This is a genomic window from Flavobacteriales bacterium TMED191 (assembly GCA_002171975.2).
GTDB lineage: Bacteria > Bacteroidota > Bacteroidia > Flavobacteriales > TMED113.
Map to the genome: position 1 here is coordinate 1 of NHIO02000051.1, position 26,715 is coordinate 26,715.

The 26,715-nt window shown below is 32.8% G+C and carries 18 protein-coding genes and 2 tRNA genes; 6 read left to right on the top strand and 14 right to left on the bottom strand.

What is annotated here, in order from left to right; all coding sequences use genetic code 11:
* Positions 1-6 precede the first annotated feature (6 nt).
* The 3 genes from CBD51_005725 to CBD51_005735 all read right to left on the bottom strand — a co-directional run bounded on the left by CBD51_005725 (position 7) and on the right by CBD51_005735 (position 2,022).
* Positions 7-77 (bottom strand) — tRNA-Cys (locus tag CBD51_005725).
* A gap of 53 nt (positions 78-130) precedes the next feature.
* Positions 131-493, bottom strand: coding sequence for a dihydroneopterin aldolase (folB, locus tag CBD51_005730; protein ID RPG57996.1), 363 nt, complete (start codon positions 491-493; stop codon positions 131-133).
* Positions 490-2,022, bottom strand: a complete 1,533-nt coding sequence (locus CBD51_005735) for a glutamate--tRNA ligase (GenBank protein ID RPG58087.1) — start codon at positions 2,020-2,022, stop codon at positions 490-492. The genes folB and CBD51_005735 overlap by 4 nt, the downstream gene beginning before the upstream one ends.
* 80 nt (positions 2,023-2,102) lie before the next feature.
* Here CBD51_005735 and CBD51_005740 point away from each other — a divergent pair, with 80 nt between their 5' ends.
* From CBD51_005740 to mnmG, 3 genes are read left to right on the top strand one after another with little or no spacing between them, the layout of a single operon-like run.
* Positions 2,103-5,393, top strand: coding sequence for a hypothetical protein (locus tag CBD51_005740; protein ID RPG57997.1), 3,291 nt, complete (start codon positions 2,103-2,105; stop codon positions 5,391-5,393).
* A 13-nt stretch (positions 5,394-5,406) separates the two neighbouring features.
* On the top strand, positions 5,407-5,850 hold the full coding sequence (ybeY, locus tag CBD51_005745; protein ID RPG57998.1) for an rRNA maturation RNase YbeY: 444 nt from the start codon (positions 5,407-5,409) through the stop codon (positions 5,848-5,850).
* Between the two features lie 2 nt (positions 5,851-5,852).
* Complete coding sequence (gene mnmG, locus CBD51_005750) at positions 5,853-7,721, top strand: tRNA uridine-5-carboxymethylaminomethyl(34) synthesis enzyme MnmG (protein RPG57999.1); 1,869 nt, start codon at positions 5,853-5,855, stop codon at positions 7,719-7,721.
* Positions 7,722-7,859: 138 nt separating this feature from the next.
* Here the strand turns inward: mnmG and CBD51_005755 are convergent, their stop codons facing one another.
* The 3 genes from CBD51_005755 to CBD51_005765 form a co-directional block, all read right to left on the bottom strand.
* Positions 7,860-11,129, bottom strand: coding sequence for a T9SS C-terminal target domain-containing protein (locus CBD51_005755; GenBank protein RPG58000.1), 3,270 nt, complete (start codon positions 11,127-11,129; stop codon positions 7,860-7,862).
* 51 nt (positions 11,130-11,180) lie between these two features.
* Positions 11,181-12,368: a hypothetical protein gene (locus tag CBD51_005760; GenBank protein RPG58001.1), complete on the bottom strand. Its 1,188-nt coding sequence runs from the start codon at positions 12,366-12,368 to the stop codon at positions 11,181-11,183.
* Positions 12,369-12,584: 216 nt separating this feature from the next.
* A tRNA-Arg gene (locus tag CBD51_005765) sits at positions 12,585-12,661 on the bottom strand.
* 63 nt (positions 12,662-12,724) lie between these two features.
* On the opposite strand from CBD51_005765, the gene CBD51_005770 reads away from it, so the two are divergent.
* The 3 genes from CBD51_005770 to CBD51_005780 are packed head-to-tail and all read left to right on the top strand — an operon-like array spanning position 12,725 to position 18,474.
* Entirely contained in the window at positions 12,725-15,220 is a 2,496-nt protein-coding gene (locus CBD51_005770; protein RPG58002.1) for a T9SS C-terminal target domain-containing protein, read from the top strand.
* A gap of 7 nt (positions 15,221-15,227) precedes the next feature.
* Positions 15,228-15,944, top strand: coding sequence for a DNA repair protein RecO (gene recO, locus CBD51_005775; protein ID RPG58003.1), 717 nt, complete (start codon positions 15,228-15,230; stop codon positions 15,942-15,944).
* A 40-nt stretch (positions 15,945-15,984) separates the two neighbouring features.
* The gene (locus CBD51_005780) at positions 15,985-18,474 is read left to right on the top strand and encodes a hypothetical protein (protein ID RPG58004.1); all 2,490 of its coding nucleotides are present in this window, start codon (positions 15,985-15,987) and stop codon (positions 18,472-18,474) included.
* Here CBD51_005780 and CBD51_005785 read toward each other — a convergent pair.
* From CBD51_005785 to CBD51_005820, 8 genes are read right to left on the bottom strand one after another with little or no spacing between them, the layout of a single operon-like run.
* The gene (locus CBD51_005785; protein RPG58005.1) at positions 18,458-19,513 is read right to left on the bottom strand and encodes a DUF4837 family protein; all 1,056 of its coding nucleotides are present in this window, start codon (positions 19,511-19,513) and stop codon (positions 18,458-18,460) included. The genes CBD51_005780 and CBD51_005785 overlap by 17 nt on opposite strands.
* Entirely contained in the window at positions 19,459-20,682 is a 1,224-nt protein-coding gene (locus tag CBD51_005790; protein ID RPG58006.1) for a LysM peptidoglycan-binding domain-containing protein, read from the bottom strand. The genes CBD51_005785 and CBD51_005790 overlap by 55 nt, the downstream gene beginning before the upstream one ends.
* Positions 20,672-22,066, bottom strand: coding sequence for an Asp-tRNA(Asn)/Glu-tRNA(Gln) amidotransferase subunit GatA (gene gatA, locus CBD51_005795; GenBank protein ID RPG58007.1), 1,395 nt, complete (start codon positions 22,064-22,066; stop codon positions 20,672-20,674). The genes CBD51_005790 and gatA overlap by 11 nt, the downstream gene beginning before the upstream one ends.
* A gap of 6 nt (positions 22,067-22,072) precedes the next feature.
* Positions 22,073-22,282 carry a twin-arginine translocase TatA/TatE family subunit gene (locus tag CBD51_005800; GenBank protein ID RPG58008.1) on the bottom strand — a complete coding sequence of 70 codons (210 nt, stop codon included), beginning with the start codon at positions 22,280-22,282 and terminating at the stop codon, positions 22,073-22,075.
* Between the two features lie 40 nt (positions 22,283-22,322).
* The gene (locus tag CBD51_005805) at positions 22,323-23,489 is read right to left on the bottom strand and encodes a hypothetical protein (protein ID RPG58009.1); all 1,167 of its coding nucleotides are present in this window, start codon (positions 23,487-23,489) and stop codon (positions 22,323-22,325) included.
* 3 nt (positions 23,490-23,492) lie between these two features.
* Positions 23,493-24,032, bottom strand: a complete 540-nt coding sequence (locus tag CBD51_005810) for a hypothetical protein (GenBank protein ID RPG58010.1) — start codon at positions 24,030-24,032, stop codon at positions 23,493-23,495.
* Positions 24,025-25,719, bottom strand: coding sequence for a hypothetical protein (locus CBD51_005815; protein RPG58011.1), 1,695 nt, complete (start codon positions 25,717-25,719; stop codon positions 24,025-24,027). The genes CBD51_005810 and CBD51_005815 overlap by 8 nt, the downstream gene beginning before the upstream one ends.
* Positions 25,716-26,711, bottom strand: coding sequence for a nucleotidyltransferase (locus tag CBD51_005820; protein RPG58012.1), 996 nt, complete (start codon positions 26,709-26,711; stop codon positions 25,716-25,718). The genes CBD51_005815 and CBD51_005820 overlap by 4 nt, the downstream gene beginning before the upstream one ends.
* Between the last annotated feature and the right edge of the window lie 4 nt (positions 26,712-26,715).

Here is a 26,715-nt window from a genome sequence, read left to right on the forward strand (position 1 = left end):
AAAAAGAGGTCGGAACCGGATTCGAACCGGTGTAGATGGTTTTGCAGACCACTGCCTAGCCACTCGGCCATCCGACCTGAATTTAGACTGCAAACATAATAAAAAAAGTTATACAAAATAAAATTGCGCTTTATTGCTGACGTCGTTCAACAGTGTACTCGACAGATTTAACAAGTTCATTCATAGGGGGAGAAATTTTAATTACTGTCAACCCCGCAAGTTCTATGTGCGGCCATTTATTGATTATCTTTGTGATAATTCGATCTGCAACATGTTCAATTAGCTTAGATGATTTTGACATCTCCTTTGCAGCTAAATCAGTAAGTGCAACATAGTCAACCGTATCAAATAGCGAATCCGTCTTTTCAGCTTTTGAAAAATTACCTTCAACCCAAATATTTAACTTATACTTTGATCCTATTTTATTCTCTTCATTATAGCAACCGTGATAGCTATACAAAATTAAATCCCGAATTAAAATTTTTCCCACTATACAATTGTATTTAAAGCATACTTAATGCGACCTTGAACTTTGCTTGATCCAAGTAATTCCATCACAATAAACAGTGATGGACCTGCTATTTTACCGGTAACCGCAATTCTTAACATTGGCATGATTTTTCCAAAACCTAAATTATTTGATTGTAGATAGTTTTTAAAAACTAACTCTATATCTTCTGCCACAAACTCTTCAAGAGCCACTAAAGAGTCTAAAATATTGTTTAAATGAGGGATCATCTGTTTATTCCATTTTTTTTCAATAGCTAATGAATCAAAATCAATTTTTTCATTGAAAAAACATGATGCTTCATCAAAAATATCAGACACGAAAACTGCCCGATCTTTAACCAATGAAATAACCTTTAATATAAATTCTTTTGAGAAATTATTTAATATAGAATCATCTTTTAATATCAACAACTCAAATAAATCTGTATCCGATTTAAGCCTTAAATGCTGTTGATTAAACCACTTCGTTTTAGTGTAGTCGTATTTTGCACCTGACTTACCTACTCGATTTAAAGAAAACGCCGAAATTAACTCTGTCATTGAAAAAACTTCTTTATCAGTTCCTGGATTCCATCCTAAAAAAGACAACATATTAACAAATGCATCACTTGAAAAGCCCTTTTCACGATAACCAGGAAACACTTCACCTTCTTGAGAGGTCCAATTAATTGGGAATACGGGAAAACCTAATCTATCTCCATCTCTTTTACTTAACTTTCCGTTTCCATCAGGCTTTAAAATTAACGGGAGGTGCGCAAATTTAGGTGCCGATCTCAGCCATCCAAAACATTCATATAAAAAAATATGTAGTGGNGCTGAAGGAAGCCACTCCTCTCCTCTAATAACGTGAGTGATTTTCATGCAATAGTCATCTATAACATTTGCTAAATGATAAGTTGGCATACCATCAGATTTATAAATTACCTTGTCGTCAATATGGTTTGTGTTTACACTTACCCAGCCACGAACCAAATCTTCAAACTTAACCTCCTGGTTTCTTGGCATCTTTATCCGCACAACATACTTTTCCCCAGAAGAAATTAGTCTGTTTGTTTCTTCAGAGGGGAGAGTCAAAGAATTTTTCATGCTTTCTCTTGTAATACTATTATATGTTGGCGACTGAACACCCGATGACTTCANTTTAGATCTCATTGCATCTAGCTCTTCTGGTGTATCAAACGCATAATATGCATGCTTGGACTCCAAAAGCTGCTGAATAAACGAAGAATATATTTCTTTTCTTTCGGACTGTCGATAAGGACCAAAACTTCCACCTAAACCTGGACCCTCATCAGGATTTAAACCACACCAATTTAATGAATCAAGAATATACTTTTCAGCACCATCAACAAATCTTTTTTGATCAGTGTCTTCTATTCTGAGTATAAATTTGCCGTTATGTTTTCTGGCAAACAAAAAATTATATAAAGCTGTTCGAACTCCACCCAAATGCAATGGACCTGTTGGACTAGGTGCAAAACGTACTCTAATATTTTTTTGTTCAGAACTCATACTAATAATCAATATAAATGTAAAAGCAAATATAATTAAATCTAACATCTTCAATTTGTCTTTATTACTATTTTTGTATAATGAACCGCAACTACACAACTCTTCTTGAAAGACTAAATATATTTGTTCGCGAATACTATAAAAATCAAATACTCCGTGGCACAATTTATTCTTTAATTGGATTAGCTTTAACACTAATTGTCTTTGCAATTATTGAGCACTATGGTTTTTTTAACGGTCTTATTCGAACAATTTTGTTTTGGACATATTTATTTACAGCTGCAATAGTCTGCATTTGGTTTATTTTACGTCCTCTATTAAAAATGTTAAACCTAACTGGAACTATAACGCACCAAGAGGCAGCTAAAATTATTGGAAAACATTTTAGTGATGTATCTGATAAACTAACTAATATTCTAGAACTTAATGATATTGATTCTGGGAATTATGAAATAATTCAGGCAAGTATTAATCAAAAAATAAAAGAAATTGAACTTACACCCTTTCAGCGAGCAGTTGACTGGAAAAAAACATTAAATTATAGTAAATACTTATTAATCCCGCTAGGAATTATTTTAACACTTTTTCTTTCAGGCAACAAAATTGTTATCTCCGAAAGCACTCATAGAATTATCAATTATAATAACGAGTTCATAAAGCCAGCACCTTTTTATTTTAAACTTGATTCTGACACAATTGATGTCATAGAAAAAGACAATATTAATTTAATATTAGAAATTTATGGTGAAGAGCGACCGAAAGAGGTATTTATTAACTATAACAATAATATCAAAAAATTAAAAAAGTTAGCTATTGACCAGTACTCACATAAATTTAAAAATGTACAAACTGACATTTCATTTTATTTTTCTGCTAATAATGAGTTGTCACAAGAATACAACATCCGAGTTCTTTCTAGACCTGAAATTCAAAGTTATGCTTTGACCATTAGTCCGCCGAAATACACAAATACTTCAACACAAAAATTAAAAAACCTAGGAACTATAAGCATACCCGAAGGGAGTCTGGTAAACTGGAAAATAAAAACGCTTCAGACAGATAGTATTATTTTCAACATAAACGATCAAAACACCCCCACAAATAAAGTTCAGGACAATAATTATTCAGCTAGTAAAAGGATTTATGTTGACACTGAATATGCAATCTCACTAGCTAATGAACATGTCAATTTCACAGATACAACTTTTTACAACATAAAAGTTCTTAAAGATTCACCGCCAAGTATTCAAATTGTAGCAAATAAAGAGCCTGAAGTAAATAAATCGCTAATATCTGGTGTAATTCATGATGACTATGGTTTCTCTAGCTTAGTATTTTATAGTGAAATAATTGGAAACACAAGTGTAATCATTGACACAATCGCTATAAATAACGATTTAACTTCGCAGTCATTCATTTACAGTCTTGATTTGATTACAGCTCAAGCACAAGCTGGTCAAAAAATTAAGTGCTATTTAAAAGTATCTGATAATGATAAAATAAACGGATTCAAAACCACAACCAGTGAGTTAATTATAATAAATATGCCAACAAGAGAGGAAATCAAAAATGAATTTGCTGACAAAACAGATGATGTTAAAAAATCTATTGAATCCGAAATAGATATACTTGCAGATCTTAAAAAAGAATTAATCGATTTTGAAAAAATATTAATTGAAAAAGACTCTCTGGACTGGAGGGACAAAAAAAGATTAGATGAAATTTTGCAAAAACAAAAGGCTTTTGAATCAAAAATTACAGAACTAAAAAAAGAAACAAAAGAAAATTTTGAAAAACTAAACGCATCTACGAACCCAACTGAAGAAATGATAAAGAAGCAACAACAATTAGAAAAATTGTTTAACGAAATTATGCCCGAAGAAATTAAAAGCCTTTATGAAGAACTAAACAAACTGAAGGACGAATTAAATAAAGATGACCTACAAAAAAAAATCAAAGACTTACAACTATCTAATGAAGACTTAGAAAAAGAACTTGATCGAAATTTAGAAATCCTTAAACAAGTTGAATTTGAACAACAGCTTATTGATGTCATTTCACAATTAGAAACACTTAGCAAAGAGCAGTTAAATCTCTCATTAGACAGCTTGAATAATAAAGAGAGATTAGATCAACAGCAAAAACATCTTAATCAATTTGAAAAAACACAGCAAGAAATCCAAAAGCTGAAAGAACTAAATCAAAACTTAGAAAACAAACAGGATTTGCTGGATACGAAAACACAAGAAGACGAGATTACCAAAGAACTAAAAGAGGGATTTAATCAACTTGAAAAAAAGAATAAAAAACGAGCAAGTAAAACACAAAAAAAGACTGCTCAAAATCTAATGGAATTAGCCGATTTGTTTAGCCAAATGAAAAAAGAAAACGACAAAACAAAAAGCTATGAAGACATGGAGGCACTAAGACAAATTTTAGAGAATCTAGTTTATTTCTCTTTTGAAGAAGAAAACATACTGCTATCATTTCAAGAAATAAATAAAAACAACCCGCAATATATCGACTTAATGCATAAGCAACAGGACCTACGAGATGCTTCAAGTATAATTGAAGACTCGCTATTTGCATTAAGCAAAAGAGTGCCGCAAATATCATCAAAAGTAAATCGTGAGATAAACGCTATCGACCAAAAAACAATTTCAGCAATAGACCATTTAAGAGAGCGAGAAACATTAAAGGCTGTCCAGGACCAACAATTTGTTATGACTTCGGCTAATAATCTTGCCGTTATGTTGTCTGGAATATTAGAGAGCATGCAAGAAGAAATGGCTAGTGACCTTCCAAGCACACAAGAATGTGAAAAGCCTGGAAAGGGTTCTCCAAAACCCGGGGACCTAAAAAAAATGCAAGAGGAATTAAATAAACATATGGAAAATTTAAAAAAACAATTAGAAAAGGGGGAGACAAATAATATGCAAAAAGGGGAACAGTCCAAACAACTAGTTGAAATGCTAGCTAAACAAGAATTAATACGCAACTCACTTGAAGATTTAAGAAAAGAAATGCAAAATAAAGATGCAATGAATAAATTGAACAACACTATTAATGAAATGCAAAAAACCGAAAAAGACATAGCAAATAAAAAAATAACCTATGAATCTCTTAATCGACAAAAACAGATTGTAACCAAACTAATCGAAATTGAAAACGCAATGAGAGAACAAGGTGAAGATGAAAGAAGAGAATCAAAAACTAATCTAACAGAGTTTGAAAGAATTATCCAGGAGATTCAGCACAAATATGAACTCGAAAAACTACGACAAAACGAGATGTTAAAGACACAGCCTCCTAACATAAACAGATTTTATCAAGAAAAGGTTGACCAATATTTTAACAAAATGTTACAATAAAAAAGTACTTAATGTGAATCAAATAAATTACTTTTTTGAAGATATAAAAAACTACAAGCATCAATTGCCCGCTAAAAGTTGGATAAAACGATGTTTAGAGAACGAAAAATTTTGTATTGGATGTATAAACTTTATATTCTGCTCTGATAAATATCTAAAAAAAATTAACAAAACCTATCTAGAAAAAACATACCTAACTGATGTTATAACCTTTCAAACAACTCCTCCTAAAATAAATCGCATCAATAATAAAAAAAATATTTTTGGAGATGTCTTTATCAGTATTGAGAGAGTAAAAGAAAATAAAAAAATATATAAGACTATATTTGCAAGTGAGTTGCAAAGGGTTATGATTCATGGAGTCCTGCACCTATTAGGTTATAACGACAAAACAGAATCCGAAAAAAAAATAATGACACAAAAAGAAAACCAATATATAAACCTATTAAATAAATAATTATGTTCTCAAGAAATTATGACATTATTGTAGTTGGAGGGGGACATTCTGGTTGTGAAGCAGCCGCTGCAAGCGCCAAGCTGGGCAAAAAAACGCTACTAGTTACTATGAACATGCAAACCATTGGACAAATGTCATGTAATCCTGCTATGGGGGGGATTGCAAAAGGTCAAATAATTCGAGAAATTGATGCACTTGGCGGACTTTCGGCAGAAATTACAGATAAAACAATGATTCAGTTTAAAATGCTAAACCAATCAAAAGGACCTGCAATGTGGAGTCCAAGAGCTCAAAGCGACAGGATGGAGTTTGCAAAAGAATGGAGATTAAAGCTGGAGAGCATTAAAAATATAGACTTCTGGCAAGATATGGTGACAGATTTAGTTATTGTAAACAAGAAAATCAAAGGAGTAAAAACCGCACTCGGCATGACTATTAAATCTAAATGCGTGATTCTTACAAATGGGACATTTCTTAACGGAAAAATTCACGTAGGAGAAAAAAAATTTAAAGGCGGGAGATCAGGCGAATCTGCTTCATATGGGATATCAGAATCACTGAAAAAAGCTGGATTTAAAACAGGAAGAATGAAAACCGGAACTCCTCCAAGAGTGGATGGCAGATCAATTAATTTTAATAAACTTGAAGAAGATTGCGGAGACACAAATCCTAAAAATTTTAGTTTTTTGAACAAATACCAAATAACTAATCAAATACCTTGTCATATAAGCTACACAAACAAAAGTGTCCACAAAATACTTAGGGACGGGTTTGAGAAATCACCTCTTTTTGATGGATCAATACAAGGCCTAGGCCCCAGGTATTGCCCATCGATTGAAGATAAAATAACAAGATTTGCAGAAAAAGAAAGACATCAAATATTTATTGAACCCGAGGGGCGGGAAACGTGTGAAATTTACGTTAATGGTTTTTCAACATCTCTCCCAGAAAATATTCAAAATGAAGCACTAAAACAAATACCAGGTTTTGAAAAAGTAAAACTCTTTAGACCTGGATACGCAATTGAGTACGACTATTTTCCGCCAGTTCAACTTTTTCACACTCTAGAAACTAAACCAATTAGCAACCTGTACTTTGCAGGGCAAATTAATGGAACAACAGGCTATGAAGAGGCCGCATGTCAAGGGTTGATGGCAGGAATAAATGCAGCATTTAAAATTGACAAACGAGACCCTTTTATCTTAAAAAGAAATGAAGCATATATTGGCGTACTTATTGATGACCTAGTCACAAAGGGCACTGATGAGCCATATAGAATGTTTACGTCAAGAGCAGAATATAGGATAATTTTAAGGCAGGACAACGCCGACTTAAGACTAACCCCAATTGCACAAAAAATTGGGCTTGCTACAACGAAAAGAATAAAAAGACTGGAGCGCAAAACTGCGTACATAAACGAGCTTATTGATACTTTAAAGTCCAAAAACATACAGCCCAATGAAATAAACCCAAAGCTGGAAAGTTTGGGTGAAAGCACCATCTCAAGAAACACTAGGCTTGAGAGACTCTTATCACGCCCAAACATACGTTTTGAAGATATAAGAGAGGCAAAAGCATTTGAATCTTTCTTTCAAAAAAATAATGATGACCAAGAAGCTATAGAGCAAGCCGAGATACAAATAAAATACTCCGGATACATTCAAAAAGAGCAGGAAAATGTTGAAAAATTTAATAGACTAGAATCAATCAAAATTCCCGAAGATTTCAATTTTTCAAAAATTAAATCTATTTCAAGTGAAGGAAGAGAAAAACTTACCAAAATAAAACCAAAGACAATAGGACAGGCCTCTAGGATTTCTGGGGTTTCCCCTTCTGATATTAGCGTGCTTTTAGTTTACATGGGAAGGTAATGTTCCACATGGAACATGCTAATCTGTTAATTTAATTTAAGGCCGCTTCTGACGCCCCACAAGGTGATTTGGTGTATAAAAAGAAAGAGTGCCTCCAGCGGCTCCTTTTTTTTAACCCGCTGCTTATCAGGGCTTTAGCTACCTGCTTATGGATACCTTTTCGACAAAAACGCCAATTTCTGTTTGAATACTTACAAAATAAATCCCAGTATTAAAAGAACTAACGTCAATTGTAAATGCACCATCAGTATTGATATCTGCATTTACACATGAAAAAACCTTTTTACTAGCCATGTCAAATAAGGAAATAGACTGAAGAACTTTTGCGTCAGTGTAAATTTTAAGCCCTGTGGAAGCGGGACTAGGAAAAACTATTAAGTTTTCTGTATAATCAAGCTCTGTTGTAGATGTTGGTGCAACCTCCTCAATCACAATATTTACAAACAAACACTCCAACTCTCCAAGTGTATTAAATTGAGTTAGAACTATCTGACCCTCTCCAGTACCATAATTCCACTGAATACCAATAGTATTTTCAGACGATGAAGTAAACAGAACTTCTCCACCTGAAACACTCCACTCAGACGTGTTGGTAAATTCAGAAGGAAAGGTATACTGCCAAATTGAACCTCCTTCAACAGCTGTTGGTCCAATTATATCTGTTGTTGGAACAGATGCGCATGCATCAAAATATGCCACAATTGTTACAGGGCCATTTATGTCAAATACTAGATTCGGGTCTGTGGGATCGTCTAAAACAACATCCCCATCGATTACTTCCCAATAAAAATTAAATAACTCATCACTATTTGAACTTGCTTCTAATTCAACTGGAAGACCCGAGTAATAAATCCCCGTCCAGGGACTATCAAGAGTCTCAATGTCGATCGTATTAATAGAAACCTCGCCCTGCCCTTCAATTATAACAGTTAAATCGACTGCTTCAACATCATAACAGTCTTCCATGCCCTCAACAAACTCATCTGAACATCTGTCTAGAATAAAGTCTCTAAGCTCTTGTACGTTTTCTTGCCATTCTGAATAATCACCCCCCCATCTTTCAATCTGCCTAGGCATTTCTGGATCAATAATAGTTATTAGACTATCTAAATGACTAATCATGAAATCACAGCTAAAAATAGTGTTTGACAGGTCTGCATATCTGTTAATATAACTGGCTTCAAAATCTGGATTATCAAATAAGGCATTTAAAATAGGGACATGTCCTTGTCCACCAGGATCACCGAGTTCCTCTGGATCACAAGGATCAGCATCTGAACTTGTATCTGGTACGCCTGTATAATTCACATAATGATCAAAAGTGGCATCCATGTCCCACAAAATGTATCTCCACTTTTTCTTGTCGCCATCCGGGTTCCTTCCTCTCCACCATCCTGTATTCCAGTTTAACCAATCCATAGCAACGACATATGAGTTTAAAATAAAGTAGTCGATTAAGCTTCCAGTATTGTATACACTCTTTACATAGTCATAATTGTCTGCGTCTGACATATCATTGCTAGTAATAAAATCTACTAAGTTGTCCCATTCATTATTGGTTGCATTATTACCAAACTCAACCCAAGTATTCCCCCAAGTTTTCAAAAAATCTACATAACCTTCTCCTTGATCATAATAATGTTCTAAAAAATCTAAATCGTCCACCTTTTCTCTAACATCATAAACCCCCCAGTACTCACCATTAACATATAAAATGCATGACTCATGTGAGCGCTCATCCATCCTTAAGTCACCAACTTGAGATAAACTGTGGCAATATGAATCTCTAATATGCGCCGGTGAACCAAAAGTAAATGGGTAATTATCGTTTGCTGCGGCCTTCAAAATTAACCTTTGAAAGGAATCTCTGTTTTTAATAGTAAATAATTTATCATTAATTGCGTAATTATAGCCATACTGATCTCTTGTTATGTAATCAAGTCCCCTCTGACCATATGCCCAAGAGTCATTACCATGCTTATTAAACTCTCCGACGGCCTCATCGATAAGATCGCCGTTTTGATCAAAAATCTCAAAAGAACCAATAGGCCTATTGCCATAATCACCATTAATTAATTCATCAACTTCATCTCCTGCGATTGACACTACATATAAACTGTGATTATCATTAATAAAATATGTGTTCGTTTCTGAAAAACTAGACAAAAAGTTTGAATTTTGTGAAATAGCAACAGCGCGGACTACAGTTGTGTTATTAATCGAAATGGGGGCAGTGTAATAATTTGAATTTGCATCAGGGAAAGAACCGTCTAGTGTATAATAAATGTCAACCTCCGAGTCATTTGAAGATAAGCTCAGGTCAACTGAATTATTAAAAAAACCAGACTGCACATCAAAAGTAGGAACAGCCACATAGCTATTATATCCTGTAGATGAAGTGTTATTATAGCCTGGAGTTGGACTCTCATATACTCGCCATTCAGATTCCCCATTTCTTCCCCATGAATGAGTTAATTGATGACGATCTATCTTTTTATAATCAACTATCTGTTCACTGCTGTCTGTTAAGACAATATACTCGGAAGACTTTGTTTGTGTTAGTTTAAAGCTTGTATTTGTATTAGATATATCAAGTGTAGGATCAAGTCCTGAGGCGTATACAATTAAATACGAATCCGGCTCAATAACCGTTGAGCTTGAAAACTGCCATTTTGTGATATTATCAATCTTGTCACTTAAGAAATATCCTGCAAGATCTATTGAGTTGTTAGAGTTATTATATAACTCAATCCAGTCTTCGTAATCGCCACAATCACTGCCGTCTGGGTTACAATTAGCCGCAGAGTATTCATTTATGATGAGTCCCGATATATCGTCAAACATACAAGAGCCATCATCTACGGTGGCATCCTGATTATAATTATACGCATTAACACTAGTACAGCCTTCTACTAGTGGACATGGCTCATTGAACTCTCCCGGAGTTGGACACATGGTTAAGTCCCAGCCAAGGCTATATGGAGCTCCATCTGGAAAAGCAGAGTACGAAACATCTTCAATTTGAGCAGGAAAAGCAACATTTATAATGGTGTCACCATCTTCATTTAAACATAAAACAACTTCACCGTCATTATTTAGCTTTGCGTCGATATGTAATGGTCCTTGTTCCGGGTCATTATCAAACCAAAGCAATAAGACCTGACCACTACTTACAGTGGTAAGTTCAGGGTAACCAGAGGGAATAATACTTCCGCCATTTCCATCGCCGAAAAAATACCCTGCAATATTTACGGGAGCAGGGCCAGTATTGATAATCTCAACAAAGTCCTCAGTTTCCAAAGAATCATCTAGACAACATGCGCCATTATCTGCAAAAATCTCATTAACTTGTATTTGTGAAAATGAAATAAATGGAATAGCAATAAATAAATATAAATAATACCTCATAGTAACTAATTTATTAAATTTTTGTTTTTTTATTTTAAGTCTCTTAGCCGGTTAATGTAGTTGGCTATTTCTGACAAACCTAAGTTCAATCGGGTCTTTAATTTTTTTATTTTCAACCAATTCTTCTTTTGAGACAACCTTCTGGGGGAGAGTTGCTGGATTTAAAGATCCGCTCAAACATATAGTATCGTCTTTTTTTTCTAATCTTTTTCTAATTTTAGACTGCACCTTTTGACAGACCTTTTCAGTCTTGTCTAATTTTTTTTGTATTCTATTATTCCACTTTTGCTGAGGAACAGGATTCTTAATAGCACCGCCTTTTTTTGGATTCCATGCCGTTTCTACGCTATAGTTTTTTCTTATCTGAACACATTCTCTCTCTTTTAAACTGAGAGCCTCCCAGGCAATTAGAATTGACTCATTATTACATGGTAATTTTTTTTTGTTTAACTCAATCTCTAGTTCTTTGGCGTGCCACTGTATAATATCAAATTCTCGTTGACGAGATGCTAAGATTATTGATTTTGTTTTAGGCGGTATCGAACTGCTCCACCAAGATAAATTTTTTCTAAAAATAGATGCACCTTCAAAAATTGCAAAGCCCGAGAGACATTCACATGAGAGAATAATAGAACCCTCTATGGCTGCAGGGTTTTTTAATTTTTTATAGTCCCGCTCTGATAATCGCTTATAGTATCTAAAATCTTCCGACTTCAGTCCAAAAGAGGACCAAAGAATTTCATCTTCATATTCCTCAGTTAATCTTCCTTGAAAAACACCATTTACAAACGTTCCTTTTAATTTGTTTTTTTCGATTTTTTTAGACCTACCATACTTGACTTCTCTAACATAACTTAGTTCACCTTCGCCGCAAATTACATCATTAGACCACTCACCTGTATAAACTATCTCATCAATAAACCTGGTGCTAGGAAACCAGGCGGTACCATTTCCGTGCTTTAAGTTTGATGCGAATTCCCCCTTGTAAGTATGGCCACGCTTGAAACTTTCTTCACCAAATTTATTTTTCTCTCCCTGGTTCCAATTCCCAGAGTATGTGTAGCCTTTCCTGCTTTTAAAAAGCCCATTTCCGGTTAGTGTCCCGTCAACAAAATCGCCAGTATAGGTTCCATTTTTATATTTATATTCTCCTTGCCCATTAGTGCAGTCTCCAGAAACACACTGGGAAAACACGAAAAACGGGACTAAAGATAATAATATAAGTGGCAATTTATTCATACTTCAAATATACGAGTTTTATAGCAAAAAATATAAATGTAATTTAAGAATTGTTTTTCGGTTTTATGTCCTGTAACCGACATTAAACAGTGCATATAGTTGGGTAAATTGCTTCATATGTATTTACATAGCTTTACATAAATATAAATAATAGTAGCAAATTAATCTGTTTTTTTAGATGAGATTATAAAGGTGCGTAAAGCGATGAAAAGAAGTTTGTGACCCTGGCAGGATTCGAACCTGCAACCGGCAGAGCCGAAATCTGCTATTCTATCCAGTTGAACTACAGGGCCATATATGGTGTACAAAATTACCAAAATAGTAAAGATATTCGTTATATTTGAAAATAAGTTATAATGAGAAGTTTTTACATATTTTTTTTAATTATTGCTTTATCTTTCAAGGCAACATCTCAAATTCCTGTGGGTCAGTGGGATATGCATCTTAATTACTCGAATGCTAACATAGTGTTAGAAGTAGACAATAGTGTTTACGTCGGCACAAAATCTAATTTATATATATATGATCGAGAAGACTACAGCCTCGAAACCTACTCTGTACTTAATGGTTTATCGTCCATGGATATTTCTGCCCTATCATATAGTTCAGAATATAATCTATTGATTATAGGATATAGTAACGGCAATGTGGACCTACTATCAAATGAAAATGTAATTAACATTCCATACATAAATTTGGCTAATACACTTACAACAAAAACTATCAACCACATATTTATTGATAATAAACTAGCCTACCTGTCTTGTCCTTTTGGACTGGTAGTATTAGATATTGAAAAAGCTGAGATCAAAGAAACCTGTTATTTATCAAACAACGGGATTAATGCTGTAATATATGAAAGTTTTGTTTTTGATGAATCAATCTACACTCCGTCGGACAGTTTTCTAGCTAATAAAATATTTTTAGGCACCAATAATGGGCTGTATTACGCAGATAAAAATGAAAATCTACTAGATTTAGATGTGTGGCAAAATGACTCTAGGCTTTCTTTCGCTCAGGGGAATTACGATTCAATAGTTAGCATTGCAAATATTCCTATATTACAAATAGATGGCATTGACCTAAAAGATGAGGGTGGCAAGAGATTGGTGATAGGCACTGATATTAACTTCGATGAGCTCGACATACCGTGGGTTAAGGACTCTAAATATAATTTTTTTGAATTTAATACAATCGCTTACATGGAACCCTTTTCCCCATCTTTAAATCTTTTTGTGGTTAAAACTGAAGTGCCGGGTGAAATTATTGACTTAAACTATAATGCCAGCACCAATTATGCTGTTACTGTTACCAATGACAACTATACAGAAAAAGTTATTGTTTTAGGAGCTTGTGGGGGGGATTGTTTTGATTCACAAAGTCTAGAAAGCCTATTGTCAAAAAACACCAATGAAATCAATGACCTAAACACAGCTACAAGCATAAAAAGTGCTGTATTATCTGAAAATTATATCAACAATCAAATGGTATTTCTCGGTAGCGAAAAATTTGGATTAATAACAGGTAAAAATAGTTGGTATGACCTAAGGGAAATAAACATCATTGCACCAAACGGACCGGCAGCAATAGATCAAGGTTCTATTTTTGCTCACAAAAACAGTGTTATGTTTACACATGGTGGAATTAATTCATCCTGGAATAACAATTACAATTATAAAGAATTATCACTGTACAAAAATTATATGTGGTCTCAATCAAGTCAACTTGTTAATTTAAATATCTACGATGTAATTGCGGTATCGGGGGACCCCAAAAATGAAAATCGTTTTTTTGTGGGCACATGGAATAGTGGCTTAATAGAATTAAATGATGATTCTATTACAACTATTTACAATGCTGAAAACAGCTTATTACAAAGCGCCACTAATGAGGGTTGGATTAGAATTGGTGGGCTAGCCTATGACAATAACAACGATTTATGGATAACAAATAGCCAAGCAGAAAAGCCTCTAGTNAGGTTATCCAANAATGAGTGGCAACAATTTACAATACCNAGTTTATCAACTAGCTCAATGGTNGGGAAGATAATGTGTACAAGTAATGATCAGTTTTGGATTCAGCTTAGAAATGAAGGACTAATCGTTGCTTCAGAATCAGGCAGTGGAATGGCATCTAAAAAACTTGGCACCGGAAATGGCTTAGCAAGTCAAACTGTTAATTGCTTTGCAGAAGATCAGGAGGGAGTTGTCTGGGTGGGGACTGCTCAAGGGTTATCAATATGTTTTAATACAAATAACATTATCAACAACAATAATTATAGTGCAGATTATATTTTGGTTGAAACAATTGATGGATATGTGGAGCGTTTATTTGAAAACACTAATATTTTAGACATCGAGGTTGATGAAGCCAATAGAAAATGGGTTGCAACTAATAATAATGGCGTGTTTTTAATGTCCGAAGATGGCACAAGGGAAGTTCTTCATTTCACAAAAGAAAACAGTCCACTTCTGGATAATACAGTTTCTGATATTTCTATTTTAGATAATACTGGAGAAGTTTTTTTTGTTACTGGGCAAGGTTTATGTTCATACAGAGCTAATGCCACAAGCTCTATGGTTGAGTTTGATAACGTTAATGTTTTTCCTAATCCAGTTAAAAAAGACTTTAGTGGAGACATTGTGATATCTGGCTTAAAAAACAACACAAATGTTAAAATAACAGATGTTGCAGGAAACATAGTATTTGAAACATATTCTTTAGGCGGAACTGCCACATGGAATGGTAAAAATTTTGATGGAAGAAATGTTTCAACAGGCGTCTATTTATTTTTATGCATAGATGATACATTTAATAAAAGTGTAGTTAAAAAAGTTCTCATATACAATTAACTATAGTATGTTTAAGACAACAAAGGGAATTATTCTTAAGGTTACTCAGTATAAGGATAGACAATTTATTGCAAATATATACACTAGAGATTCGGGTATTATTGGTTTGATAATTAGAAAGACCAAAGAACATATTATTCTGTCCCAACCACTAACAATTGCTGAAATAACTTATAGACATTCAGATAATCGAACCTTATTCTATGTGAAAGAAGCTTCGGTCGAATACGCATACTCTGATTTAATTTTTAACAATCGCAAGCTTAATAAAGCTGTAATATTATGCGAGCTTTTAAGCCAACTTCTAACTGAAAAAAATCATGAAATATATGATTTTACCGTTAACAGTCTAATTTGGCTAGACAAAGCACAAAATGACTATACCGGCTTTATCAATTTATTTTTAATGAAATTTTGTAAAATCGCCGGCATTGGTCCCACAAGTAACTTGGTGGATTCTAAAGAAGCATGTTTTCAACTAAATATAGCCGACGGGGTCTTTCAAAGACACAATAATAAAGATGAATCAAAGCAACTAACACCTAAACTAGAAAGCCGTATAATTAAACATTTATGCGAAATAGAATTTAATGATTTACAAAATCAAAAAACTAGTTCAGAACTTCATGATTCTGTTTTTAATTACATTATAAATTATATATCTGTACATCTTTCAAATATTAAATCCATTAAGTCTCTAAAGATTATAAAAGAATTAATGTAGTATTGGTATGATTTTTGATAAATAGTATAAAAAACTTTAAATGATTGAAAATAGGCTATTAATAATTTGTATAATGTTAATTCATATTAATTTTTGGGGTCAAGAAATTCTAATTCTAGACGAAGAAAAGAACCCTATTACAAATGTAGCTGTTTTTAATTCTAAAAATACAAAAAGTGCACTATCTAACTCCGAGGGCTTTGTTAATCTAAGCAGGTTTGAAAAAACTGAACTTTTGACAATGCAACACCCAAATTATGAGGAGAAAAAAATAGTCAAAAAGTTAATTCAATCTACTGTGCAACTAGAAAAAAGTAATAAGCTTTTACAAACTATTAATTTAAAAGAAAATAAAAACATTAATAATATTACAAATGTAGCTGAAAAAAAAATATTTATATCTAGTGCTGAAATTCGCGAGCTAAACGTTGTATCTACTGCGGATCTATTAGAAAAAAAAGGTGGCATAAGTGTACAAAAGAGTCAAATGGGTGGAGGGAGTCCAAACATAAGAGGTTTTGAAGCTAATAAGGTTTTATTAATGCTAGATGGGGTCCGACTTAACAATGCAATTTATAGGTCTGGACATCTTCAAAACATAATAACAGTTGATGAATATATGCTAGAAGATATTGAGGTTATATTTGGGCCAAGCTCTGTTTTATATGGCAGTGACGCTCTTGGTGGAACCATTAATATGAAAACTAAAAATGTCAATTTTAAAAATTCCAAAAAATGGAGTGGTAGCGGAACATCTTCTTATAGTAGCGCATACCAAGGAATAAAGAATAGTTTCTCTTTAAGCTATGAAGCGTCTAAATTCGCAACTATCACTAACATTTCAATTAAAAAATTTGGTGACCTAAAAATGGGTAGTTGGAGACCACATGGTTATGATACTTGGGGGCTAATATATCACTATGTAGATGATAATGGAATTCAGTGCAATGATGAACCCGAAATACAAAAAGGCACTTCATATAGCCAATATGATTTTTTTAACAAAAGCCTAATCAAAATAAACTCAAAATGGAGGTTTACATCTAACATACAATACTCAAATTCTTCTAATATCCCTAGATTTGACAAATTAAATGATGGCAATGTAAAGTACATGTATGATGACAATGGAAACTGCTTAGCGGGAGAAAACTTAGAGTTCCACTCATATTATTATGGCCCTCAAAAAAGGTTATTTAGTAGCTTAAATTTAACTGGTTATAACACATATTTTGACAAGTCTGAATTTATTGTTGCATACCAAAAAATAGAAGAGTCGCGACACAAATGGTATATGGACGATTATCTTGACTATGTAGAAAGCGGGGGAGAGAATTATGATCTGCCGACTCATCAATACGAAACAGTAAATGTTTATAGTTTAAACACCAATTTTCGAAAAAAAAAATTACATCTTGGATCTGAAACAATTTATAATGATGTTCAATCCAAATCACATTCAAATGGTGAAAACATATGGGGGGTCGGGGACACCAGGTACCCGCCTGAAGGATCCAACTTATTTAGTTCTGCAATTTATGTTAATATACTTCATAGATTTTCTCATACCCTACAATTAGAAGCTGGGATGCGTTACACTTATTCAAATGTTCAAGGGGCATACCCAGACTCAATGGATCGGCCGGTTGCAAATATTGAAGGGCTCAAATTATCATCTAAAAACCATATTTTTTCAGGAAATGTTAAAATTCTATATTATCCCAGTGACTCGTGGAAGATTAGCTCAGTAACTGCTCGGGGCTTTCATGCACCTAATGTAGATGATATGCTTAAGGTGTTTAAAAAAGGTAGCATATTAACCATTCCAAATATAGATCTGAAACCCGAGTACTCACTGTCACAAGAGTTTTCTATATCAAAAAAAATTAATAGCAATCTGACATTTTATGGCGTTGGTTTTTATACAAGACTATATAATGCCATTGTAAAGGATAATTTCCCATATGAATTCTCCCCAAATCCTGATACAACTATGTTAGCATGGGCAGCTGATTATGATGATATGATGCTAGATACTTATGCGAATCAAAATATTGATGGAAGTTTAAGCATTTATGGTGCAACACTTGGTTATTACGGTAACCTTTTAGGATGCGAAATAAATGGGGATTTTAATATTGTTAAGGGGATAAATAAGGGTTTAGAGTCAGGCCCCATTGCACATATTCCCCCATTGTTTGGAAAACTTGAAATAACAAAAAAATTAAAATTATTTGATCTAAAATTATTATGTTTTTATGCAGGTCATAAACCTGCAGACGAGTTTGATGAAGCTGGGGTTGACAATATCGATGAGACCCCTCTCTTAAATGAGATGAATGGAATTCCAAATTGGGCAGGCAGTCCAAGTTGGTGGACTTTAAATTTTTATGTTAAATACAGTATTAATACAAACTTTAATCTGCAATTTGGGTGTGACAATATCTTTAATGCTCACTATAAAACTTTTGGGTCGGGAGTGAGTGCACCTGGCAGAAATTTAATTGTGGCTATTAACTACGGTTTTTAAATAAAGACATAGTGTGTACTATCGCCTCTAATTGAATTAGTGATGTTTTTTTCTCCTCACCTGGAGAATATAAATATGTATATATAAAGATCGGTTCTCTATTGATAGCTTCGCTTAAAACATAGCACATATAAATACCTCCCATAAAATCATTCTTAATGCGCCATAAAGACTGATGCTTAATCATAGGTAATCCACTAACCAAAATAGAATCTTTTTTTACTGTTGCACTGCGCTCAGTAATCATATATGAACCTAACAATGGCCCTGAAACATGGTCTTTTATTAAAGAATCAATTACGTTGGATGGCTCTTTGAAGAATTGTTCTTGTAATTCTTTACTTATGTTTGCAATAAAAATCCCCTGACTTAGTTTAGGCGTCTCTCTTCTTATCCAGGTCAAATTAGTGTCATCATGAGCTAAAAAGAAACCATTAGGGACGAGAATGGAAATTTGATGGTTTTGTGAAATTTTATTACTTAAATTTTTATTGTTCTTCTTTTTAATTTGGGAAATTAAACGATCAATTTCGACACTTTTTATACTATCATTTAATTGCCTGATTTTTACTTTGTGTAAATCTAAATCCTGTATTGATCTGCAGGCTAATAATATCACTGTTTGGTCTTTGGCAAAAACATCCTTTTTAATTTGGATACTGAAATTCTGTGACTTTGAAATTATTAGAATATTGTGGTGCCTTTGTAAAATTCCTGTAAATTTTTTATTATCTATCTCAATAATATTTAACATCATCTCTGTCTGAGGAGAAGGGCCTATGTCAGTATTCAACAAGTTAGCTAGAGTTTGATAAAAATCGCTTTTAAATTCTGACAAATCCTTAACAACAACTAATTCTAGTGGGTCGCCTATGGCGCTTGGTAGCTCTAATTCTGGTTTTAGTTGAGATAACCAAAAAAATAATCCAGATAAAACAACTATTGAGATAATAATATACTGCTGTGCCTTTGTCAACGTTTTAGCTATTTGATGGTTCTGTAAATATATAATTTTTGCCCTTCTCTTATTTTGGTAGATTTTAAATCATTCCACATCATTATGTCAGAAACCTTACATTTATATATCCTGGCTATACGACCTAAATAATCGCCCCTCTTAACAACGTGCTTCACTTTTTCTATATCACTAAAAAGGGGGTAGTCTAATTTTTCTGATTCTTCCATTTTACCCAAAATACTATAGATACTATCTTCATGATTTAAAAAGACGCCCCATTTATATTCTGGCAATATAACATGGAAGTTTTCTCCTTTCTTATATGGAACTAGTTTGCTTTTATAGACGGGGTTTAACTCTTCCAAGAATTTTTCACTTATATCTAAAACCTCAGCAAGGTGAGAAATTTTTACTGGTCTTTTTAAAAAGACTGTGTCTATTTTATGCCTATCAAAATGATAACTTGTATCCGGATAAATACCATAGTGTGAAGCGTAATTCATCACATAGACAATGGATATAAAAGCGGGTATGTAGTTTCGAGTTTCTCTAGGTAAAAAGGGACGTACCTCCCAATAGTTAAGTTTTCCTCCAGACCTTCTTAGGGCTTTGGTCACATTTCCTCTACCACAGTTGTATGAAGCAATTGCCAACTCCCAATCATTAAAGACCTTGTAAGCTTTACTTAAGTATCTGCAAGCTGCATTCGTTGACAAATAAATGTCTTTTCTTTCGTCTAAATATGAATTTATTCGCAACCCGTATTCCTTTCCTGTATAATACATAAACTGCCACAAGCCTACTGCTCCGGCTGGGGATTTTGCATTTGGATTTAAAGCAGATTCTATAATAGGGAGATACTTTAATTCTAATGGTAATGAGTGTTTGTCTAAATACTCCTCAAAGATCGGGAAATAATAATCAGAAAGCGCAAGTAACTTAGAGACTTGTTCGGGTCTTTGTTGTAAATAAAATTTAATATATTGACCAACCGTAGTGTTGTAAACTAGATTGATTGGTGTCAAACTATTTAATGAATCCAACCTTAAAGCAACAACTTCAGCATTGTATTTTTCTTTCGGTTGAAATTGAGTTTCTGGTAAATCTAAATCTAAAAGCATTGTATCATAGGATAAAAATTTATCTGAAGGAAATACTGACAAATAACTTTTATCTTGAGATATAGCTAAAAAGCTTATCAAAAATATAATTAATGGTATATATAGGGAATAATTATTCTTAAATAACATTTTGTACAGTATTTAATAAGTCTTTTTCAGTAAAAAAATTTCCAATTATCTGAGCTGATGCCTTAAATCCCCCCTCGACTTGTCCAAGAGGAAAAGAAAGTGCAGGGTGTCCTGACAAATTTGCCTGAACAGTAAACACATCTTCGTTGTAAAGCTGGGTTGGCCTTAAATTTTTTTCTCCAATTTTAAACGGTAAATTAGGTGAGGTTGGAAGTAAAATATAATCATGTTTCGATAAAATCTTATTTGTTTGGATCTGTACCAGTCTTCGAACCTTTTGAGCTTTGATATAAAAATCATCGTAATATCCTTCACTTAAAACATATGTACCAAGAAGTATTCTTCTTTTAACTTCTTTGCCAAAACCTTTACTTCTAGTTGTACTAATTAATCCATCATCAGACTGATAGCCGTATTTTACGCCGTCGTATCTTGATAAATTTGATGATGCTTCTGCGGTAGTTAAAATATAATAACAGGGAACTAAATACTCTAAAACTGGTAGGTTTACATAACAAATTTGATGCCCCTCTCGCTCTAAATTGTTTAGCATTTTTACAAATTCATTTTTTATTCCTGGATTAATCCCCTTAAAATTTATAGCCTCATTCAAAATAGCAAATTTCTTTTTTTTGTTTGTTGATATTTTTTGTGTGGTAAAACTTTTTACTGTACACGTGCTGTCAAAGTTGTCTTTTCCTGATATAATTTCCATTATTAAACTTATATCATAAATTGATTTTGCAATTGGACCTATCTGATCAAAAGAAGAAGCATACGCAATGAGCCCATGTCTAGATACAAGGCCATAAGTTGGCTTAAGTCCAATTATTCCACAAAATGCTGCTGGCTGACGAATCGATCCACCTGTATCCGAGCCTAAAGCAATGTGACATAGATTAGCAGCAACAGCGGCTGCAGAAGCACCCGAAGATCCTCCAGGAACATAGTCTTCATTAATTGGATTGCGAGTAGGACCATAAATAGAATTTTCATTACTTGATCCCATTGCAAACTCATCACAATTTAATCTACCAATAATAATTGCATCCTCTTCTATAAGACGCTCTACCACTGTGGCTGAATAGGTTGATTTAAAACCTGACAAAATTTGCGAAGCAGCAGTACAAGCGTGATTTTTATAACAAATATTATCTTTAATACCAATAACTAAACCTGCTAATTTTCCTGCTTGGTTTTCCAGTATCTTCTTATCGATTTCTTTTGCTCTTTTTAGCGCCTCCTCACTAAATACTTCCACAAACGCATTGATTTTAGAAAGCCTTGTTATATTCTTGAGATAGTTCTGAACAAGTTTTTCGCACGCTATTTCTCCACTAAGCAAGTCGACCTGTATATCTTTAAAAGAATCATAGTTTTTCAAAACGTGCTAGTCTTTAATCTCCTTGTCCTTGTTTTCTTCAGTTGATGTATCTTCACTGCTTGCCTTCTTAAACTCTTTGATTCCGCTGCCCAAACCTTTCATAAGCTCTGGAATTTTGCGACCACCAAATAATACTAAAATAACTAATGCAATGATTATCCACTCACCCCCTCCAGGCAAGCCTAATATAGCTAATGTTAAAAATACTGTATTCATATTTGAAAATTTTATCTAAAGTAACAAAGATTTTTAAATTTTAATAACTCGTAAGCCATTGAGTTGGATTTAATTTATTACGATTGTTCCAAATTTGGAAACCAATTAAATTTCTCTCTGTCTTTTCGTTCTCGTACAAAACACCAATAGTTTGCTTTGTTTTTACCCTGTCTCCTTTAAATACATTGAGGTCTAATAAATTAGAATATACTGTCAAATATGTTCCGTGTCGAATAATAACAACTTTTAAGCCGTTTGGCAGAATAATAATTTTTGTAACTTCTCCATCAAAAACTGACCTTACATATTTATCATTAGTTGCAATCTCAATCCCGTTATTCATTGTTGTAATTCCCGAGAGAATTGGGTGTGGGACTTCGCCAAATTTACTAACAAGAGAGCCTTTGTTTACTGGCCAAGGTAGTCTGCCTTTGTTTTCAAAAAAATTTTTTGAAATTAATGTTAGCTCGGGTGTTATGTCTTGATTATTTTTTTGTTTTTCTAATATTAAAATTATTTCTTCTTCTATTTTTTTTGTTTCTGCTTGTTTAACAAATAGCACATCTCTTAAAGAGTCTTGTTTATTTTTTAAAAAATTCACTGAATTTTGCTTTGCTATTTTAGACTGGGACAGTAATACTAACTCATTTTGTTTTTCAAACGAAACATCTCTTTGAAGGATTTTTTTGTTAATTATTTGTTTTTTGCGTTCTTGAATTATTAATTGCATTTGATTAATCTGCTCAAAATAATGTCTCGCATTTTGTTCAATTTTCTGCAAATGATACATTCGCCTTGCTAATTGATTAAAGCTATTAGAAGATAAAAAAAATAAAATCCTGTTATAGCTTCGAGAAATATGGTGTGCTTGCTTAATTAAAATACTATATTGTTGTTTTAATGATTGTAGACTCTTCTGTGTTTCTGCCAATTCATTTTCTATTGATTTTTGAGCATCTACTAAAACAATTAATTCTTCCTCTAGTAGCTCTAAAATTTTTTCTTGTATACTGATTTTTTCATTAACAATGCTTAACTGCTCTATAGTGTTATTTTGTATAGATTGTGTTTCTTCAAGTGTTCTAGTAATGGCGCGAGACTCTTCTATTAAATCATCCTTTTTCGTCAACAACTGATCATAAGTCTGTGCATAAATAGCCGGAACTCCCAATAAAAAAACAATAAAATGTAATCGCATATTTTGCATTTATTATTTGTTAAGTTTTATCAATTTATAGTCTATCATTATATCAACATGATTGTGATTATTGAATTGATGTACTGGCTTGATGCTTATTTGCCGTGGTAAAGAAAGGATTTTATTTTTAGTGTTTTTAATTTCTACATTGTCATAATTATAAAACATATAGTCCACATTGGGATTTTGGTAGTGCATAGTATCATTGAAGTTCTTTTTTTTTATAACTAGCCTTATTAATTTTTTCACATCAAGTTCGGGGTCAAAATCATTGATCGGAAAAGTAACTTTATCATTAGTCAAATTATTAGTAACATAAATACTATTGTCTTTTATTAAAAGTGTTGCAAAAGAAAAGCCAACCAAGGGATTAATTTGAACGACTGCACTATCGCGATATAAATCTGTTTTTAATTTTAACTTTATCGAAGATTGAGAGAGGATATTAGTAGAAAAATTAGCTATTACAGTTGTAGAGTTATTTTTTTTTCCTGAAATCAAACTGCAGGATGATAATAACAATAGTGATATTAGCGTTATACACTTATTCATTTGTGTATATTTTATTTTTTAAATCTTTATTGTTTATATCTAAGGCTAGAGCTCTTTTCCATTGAATAATCGCGCTAGCAACATCACCTAGCTCATATAGTATGTCTCCATAGTGATCATATAGTGTTCCGCTATTCGTATTTATTTCTAGTGCTTTTAATATTCGATCCTTCGCAAGTTTATATTTCTTTAGTTTATATAATACCCACGCATATGTATCTAAAAACGATGAATTAGGCTGATCAACAGTTAGTGCATTGCAGTGCCGTGCCATTTCTAAAGCTAAATTTAAATTTTCTTCTCTTAGGGCTAAATAGTAACTATAATTATTTAAAACAAATGTATTGTTGCTATTGTATTCTAATGATAAAGAATATGATTCATCTGACATTAAGTGGTTGTCTAAAGTATGATAAACATCGCCCAATAAAGAATAAAACTCTGATTTTAAAATAGGGTCATCAATAACTATATCAACACCCTTTAAAAGAGTCTCTAAGGCCATTGGGTGCTGATTTGTGTTTATGTAAGCTAATGCCTTTAAGTAAAACAATCTTGGGTTAAAGGGGTGCTTTTCAATAGCCTCTGAGGCAGTACTTATGACGGATGCATAATCACTCTGTTTAAAAAAAATTTCTAATAATTTATTATAAACATATTCCGCTTTAACGAGTGTGGAGTTTAGTGCGTATTTGTAATGAATAATGGCCTTATCGAGGCTTTGTTGCTTTGTGGAAATATCTCCTAAAATTAAATTTAATAGTGGGTCTTCAGGAGCAAGCTTTAATGCTGACTCTACAATCATTTGAAAAGAAGTGAATTTAGTAAAGTCATTTTCTAATAATAGCTTATAAAAAATATCTTTCTTAGTATCTAAGTCTATCTCTTTATTACTTGCAATTTTTGCCAAATAATTTTGCTGTTCACTTAAATCATTTTTATTAGAATATATTTGATAAAGTGCAATCAAAGCTTCTGCATTATCAGAATCATTGAAAAGAAGCTGTTTATATATTGAAATTGCTTTTTCATATTCACTAAAATGTAAATAGACCCTTGCTAAAGCACTGTAGCTGCTGCTCGATTTTGGGAAAAATTCAACTAGTTTTTGTGCTGTTTTTTCAGCTAATTTAAAATTAGATTGTGCAAGATGTATATCAATTTCGGATTCTATTAAAACTATCGATTTCCCGAAGATTTTAGTAGACTCCTTAGTAAATTTGATTGCTTGTTTGTATTGTTTTAACTGTCTTAATAAATCTAACTTTTGTATATAATAGGTAAATTGATTTTTATCTAAATTGATAAGTTGAGTGTATACAATAACTTGGCTTTGTAGATTGCCTTGAACAAAATATATATCTAGAAGCAGGTAATAATACCACTTGTTATTTGAATCTAATAAAATAGCTTCATTAATATAATACTCTGCATTGCTCCAGTCCTGCAAGTAAAAATATATTTTCGCTATTTCGTTATAGGGTGAGGACTCCTCTGGGTAGATAGAAATACACTTTTCATATAAAACTAGTGATTTCTCATACTCTTCTAAGACCTTGTATTTTTCTGCTTCAAAATAATTATTGAGAAATTGGATTTCTTTTTTTGAAATATGATTTGAAAACTCTTCTTGCGCATGTAAAAATACGCCAAATAATAAAAAAGAATATATCAGTATTTTTTTCATTTTTCTTTTTTTAATGTACAGTAGTCGCCAATATTTATCTCCGTAAAGTTTTGGTCGTAATCAACAAACTTTCCTATTATTGAGTTTTTTAAATTTGCATTATTTATATTACAATTAGATTGAATAATTGTGTCCGAAATTTCTGAAGATGAAACGATTGTATCCTTACCTATACTTACATTTGGGCCAATTTTAGAGTTCTTTATTTTAACTCCTGAATCAATAAAACATGGCGGTTTTATAATTGTATTTGGATAGTCCTTATATTTTATCTTTTGGGTTGTTAATAATTCCTTGTGAGAAGAAAGAAGATTTTTGGGAGTTCCAAAATCAAGCCACTGTTGTATTTTATGAGGAGTGAATTTTAGATTTTTATTTTTTAAATTTTCTAAAGCAGTAGTAAGTTGGTATTCACCCTTTTCAATTATATTTTTATCCAAAATATATTTTATCTCATGTTGTAGTACTTGACCACTTTTAAAATAATAAATGCCAACAATTGCTAAATTCGAAATTGGTTTTTTTGGTTTTTCTACAAACTCTGTAATATGACCATCGGCGTTTGTAAGCACTACACCATATGAGCTTGGGTCTTCAACTTCTTTTACAAAGATGCAGCCATCTGACTCAGAAGGAAAGTTTAGTTTTGTTTGAAAAATTGTGTCCGCAAAAACAATAAGAACGGGTCCCATTAACAACTCCTTTGCTGAATATAAAGCATGGGCTGTGCCTAATGGTAATCCTTGATAATAAATTTCATGAGAAAGATTATTTTTTTGCGCAACATTTTGCAACATTTTTTCAATACTTTGGTCCTGCTTTTCAAGAATAAAGCCAATCTTATTTATTTTTATACTCGACTCCTTAACAACAAGATCGACAATTCTTTGAATTATAGTCGTACCAGCAATTTCTAAAAGTGGCTTGGGAGTAGTTAGAGTTTGTGGGCGTAATCTAGTTCCCTTTCCAGCCATTGGAATAATTAAATTCATATAT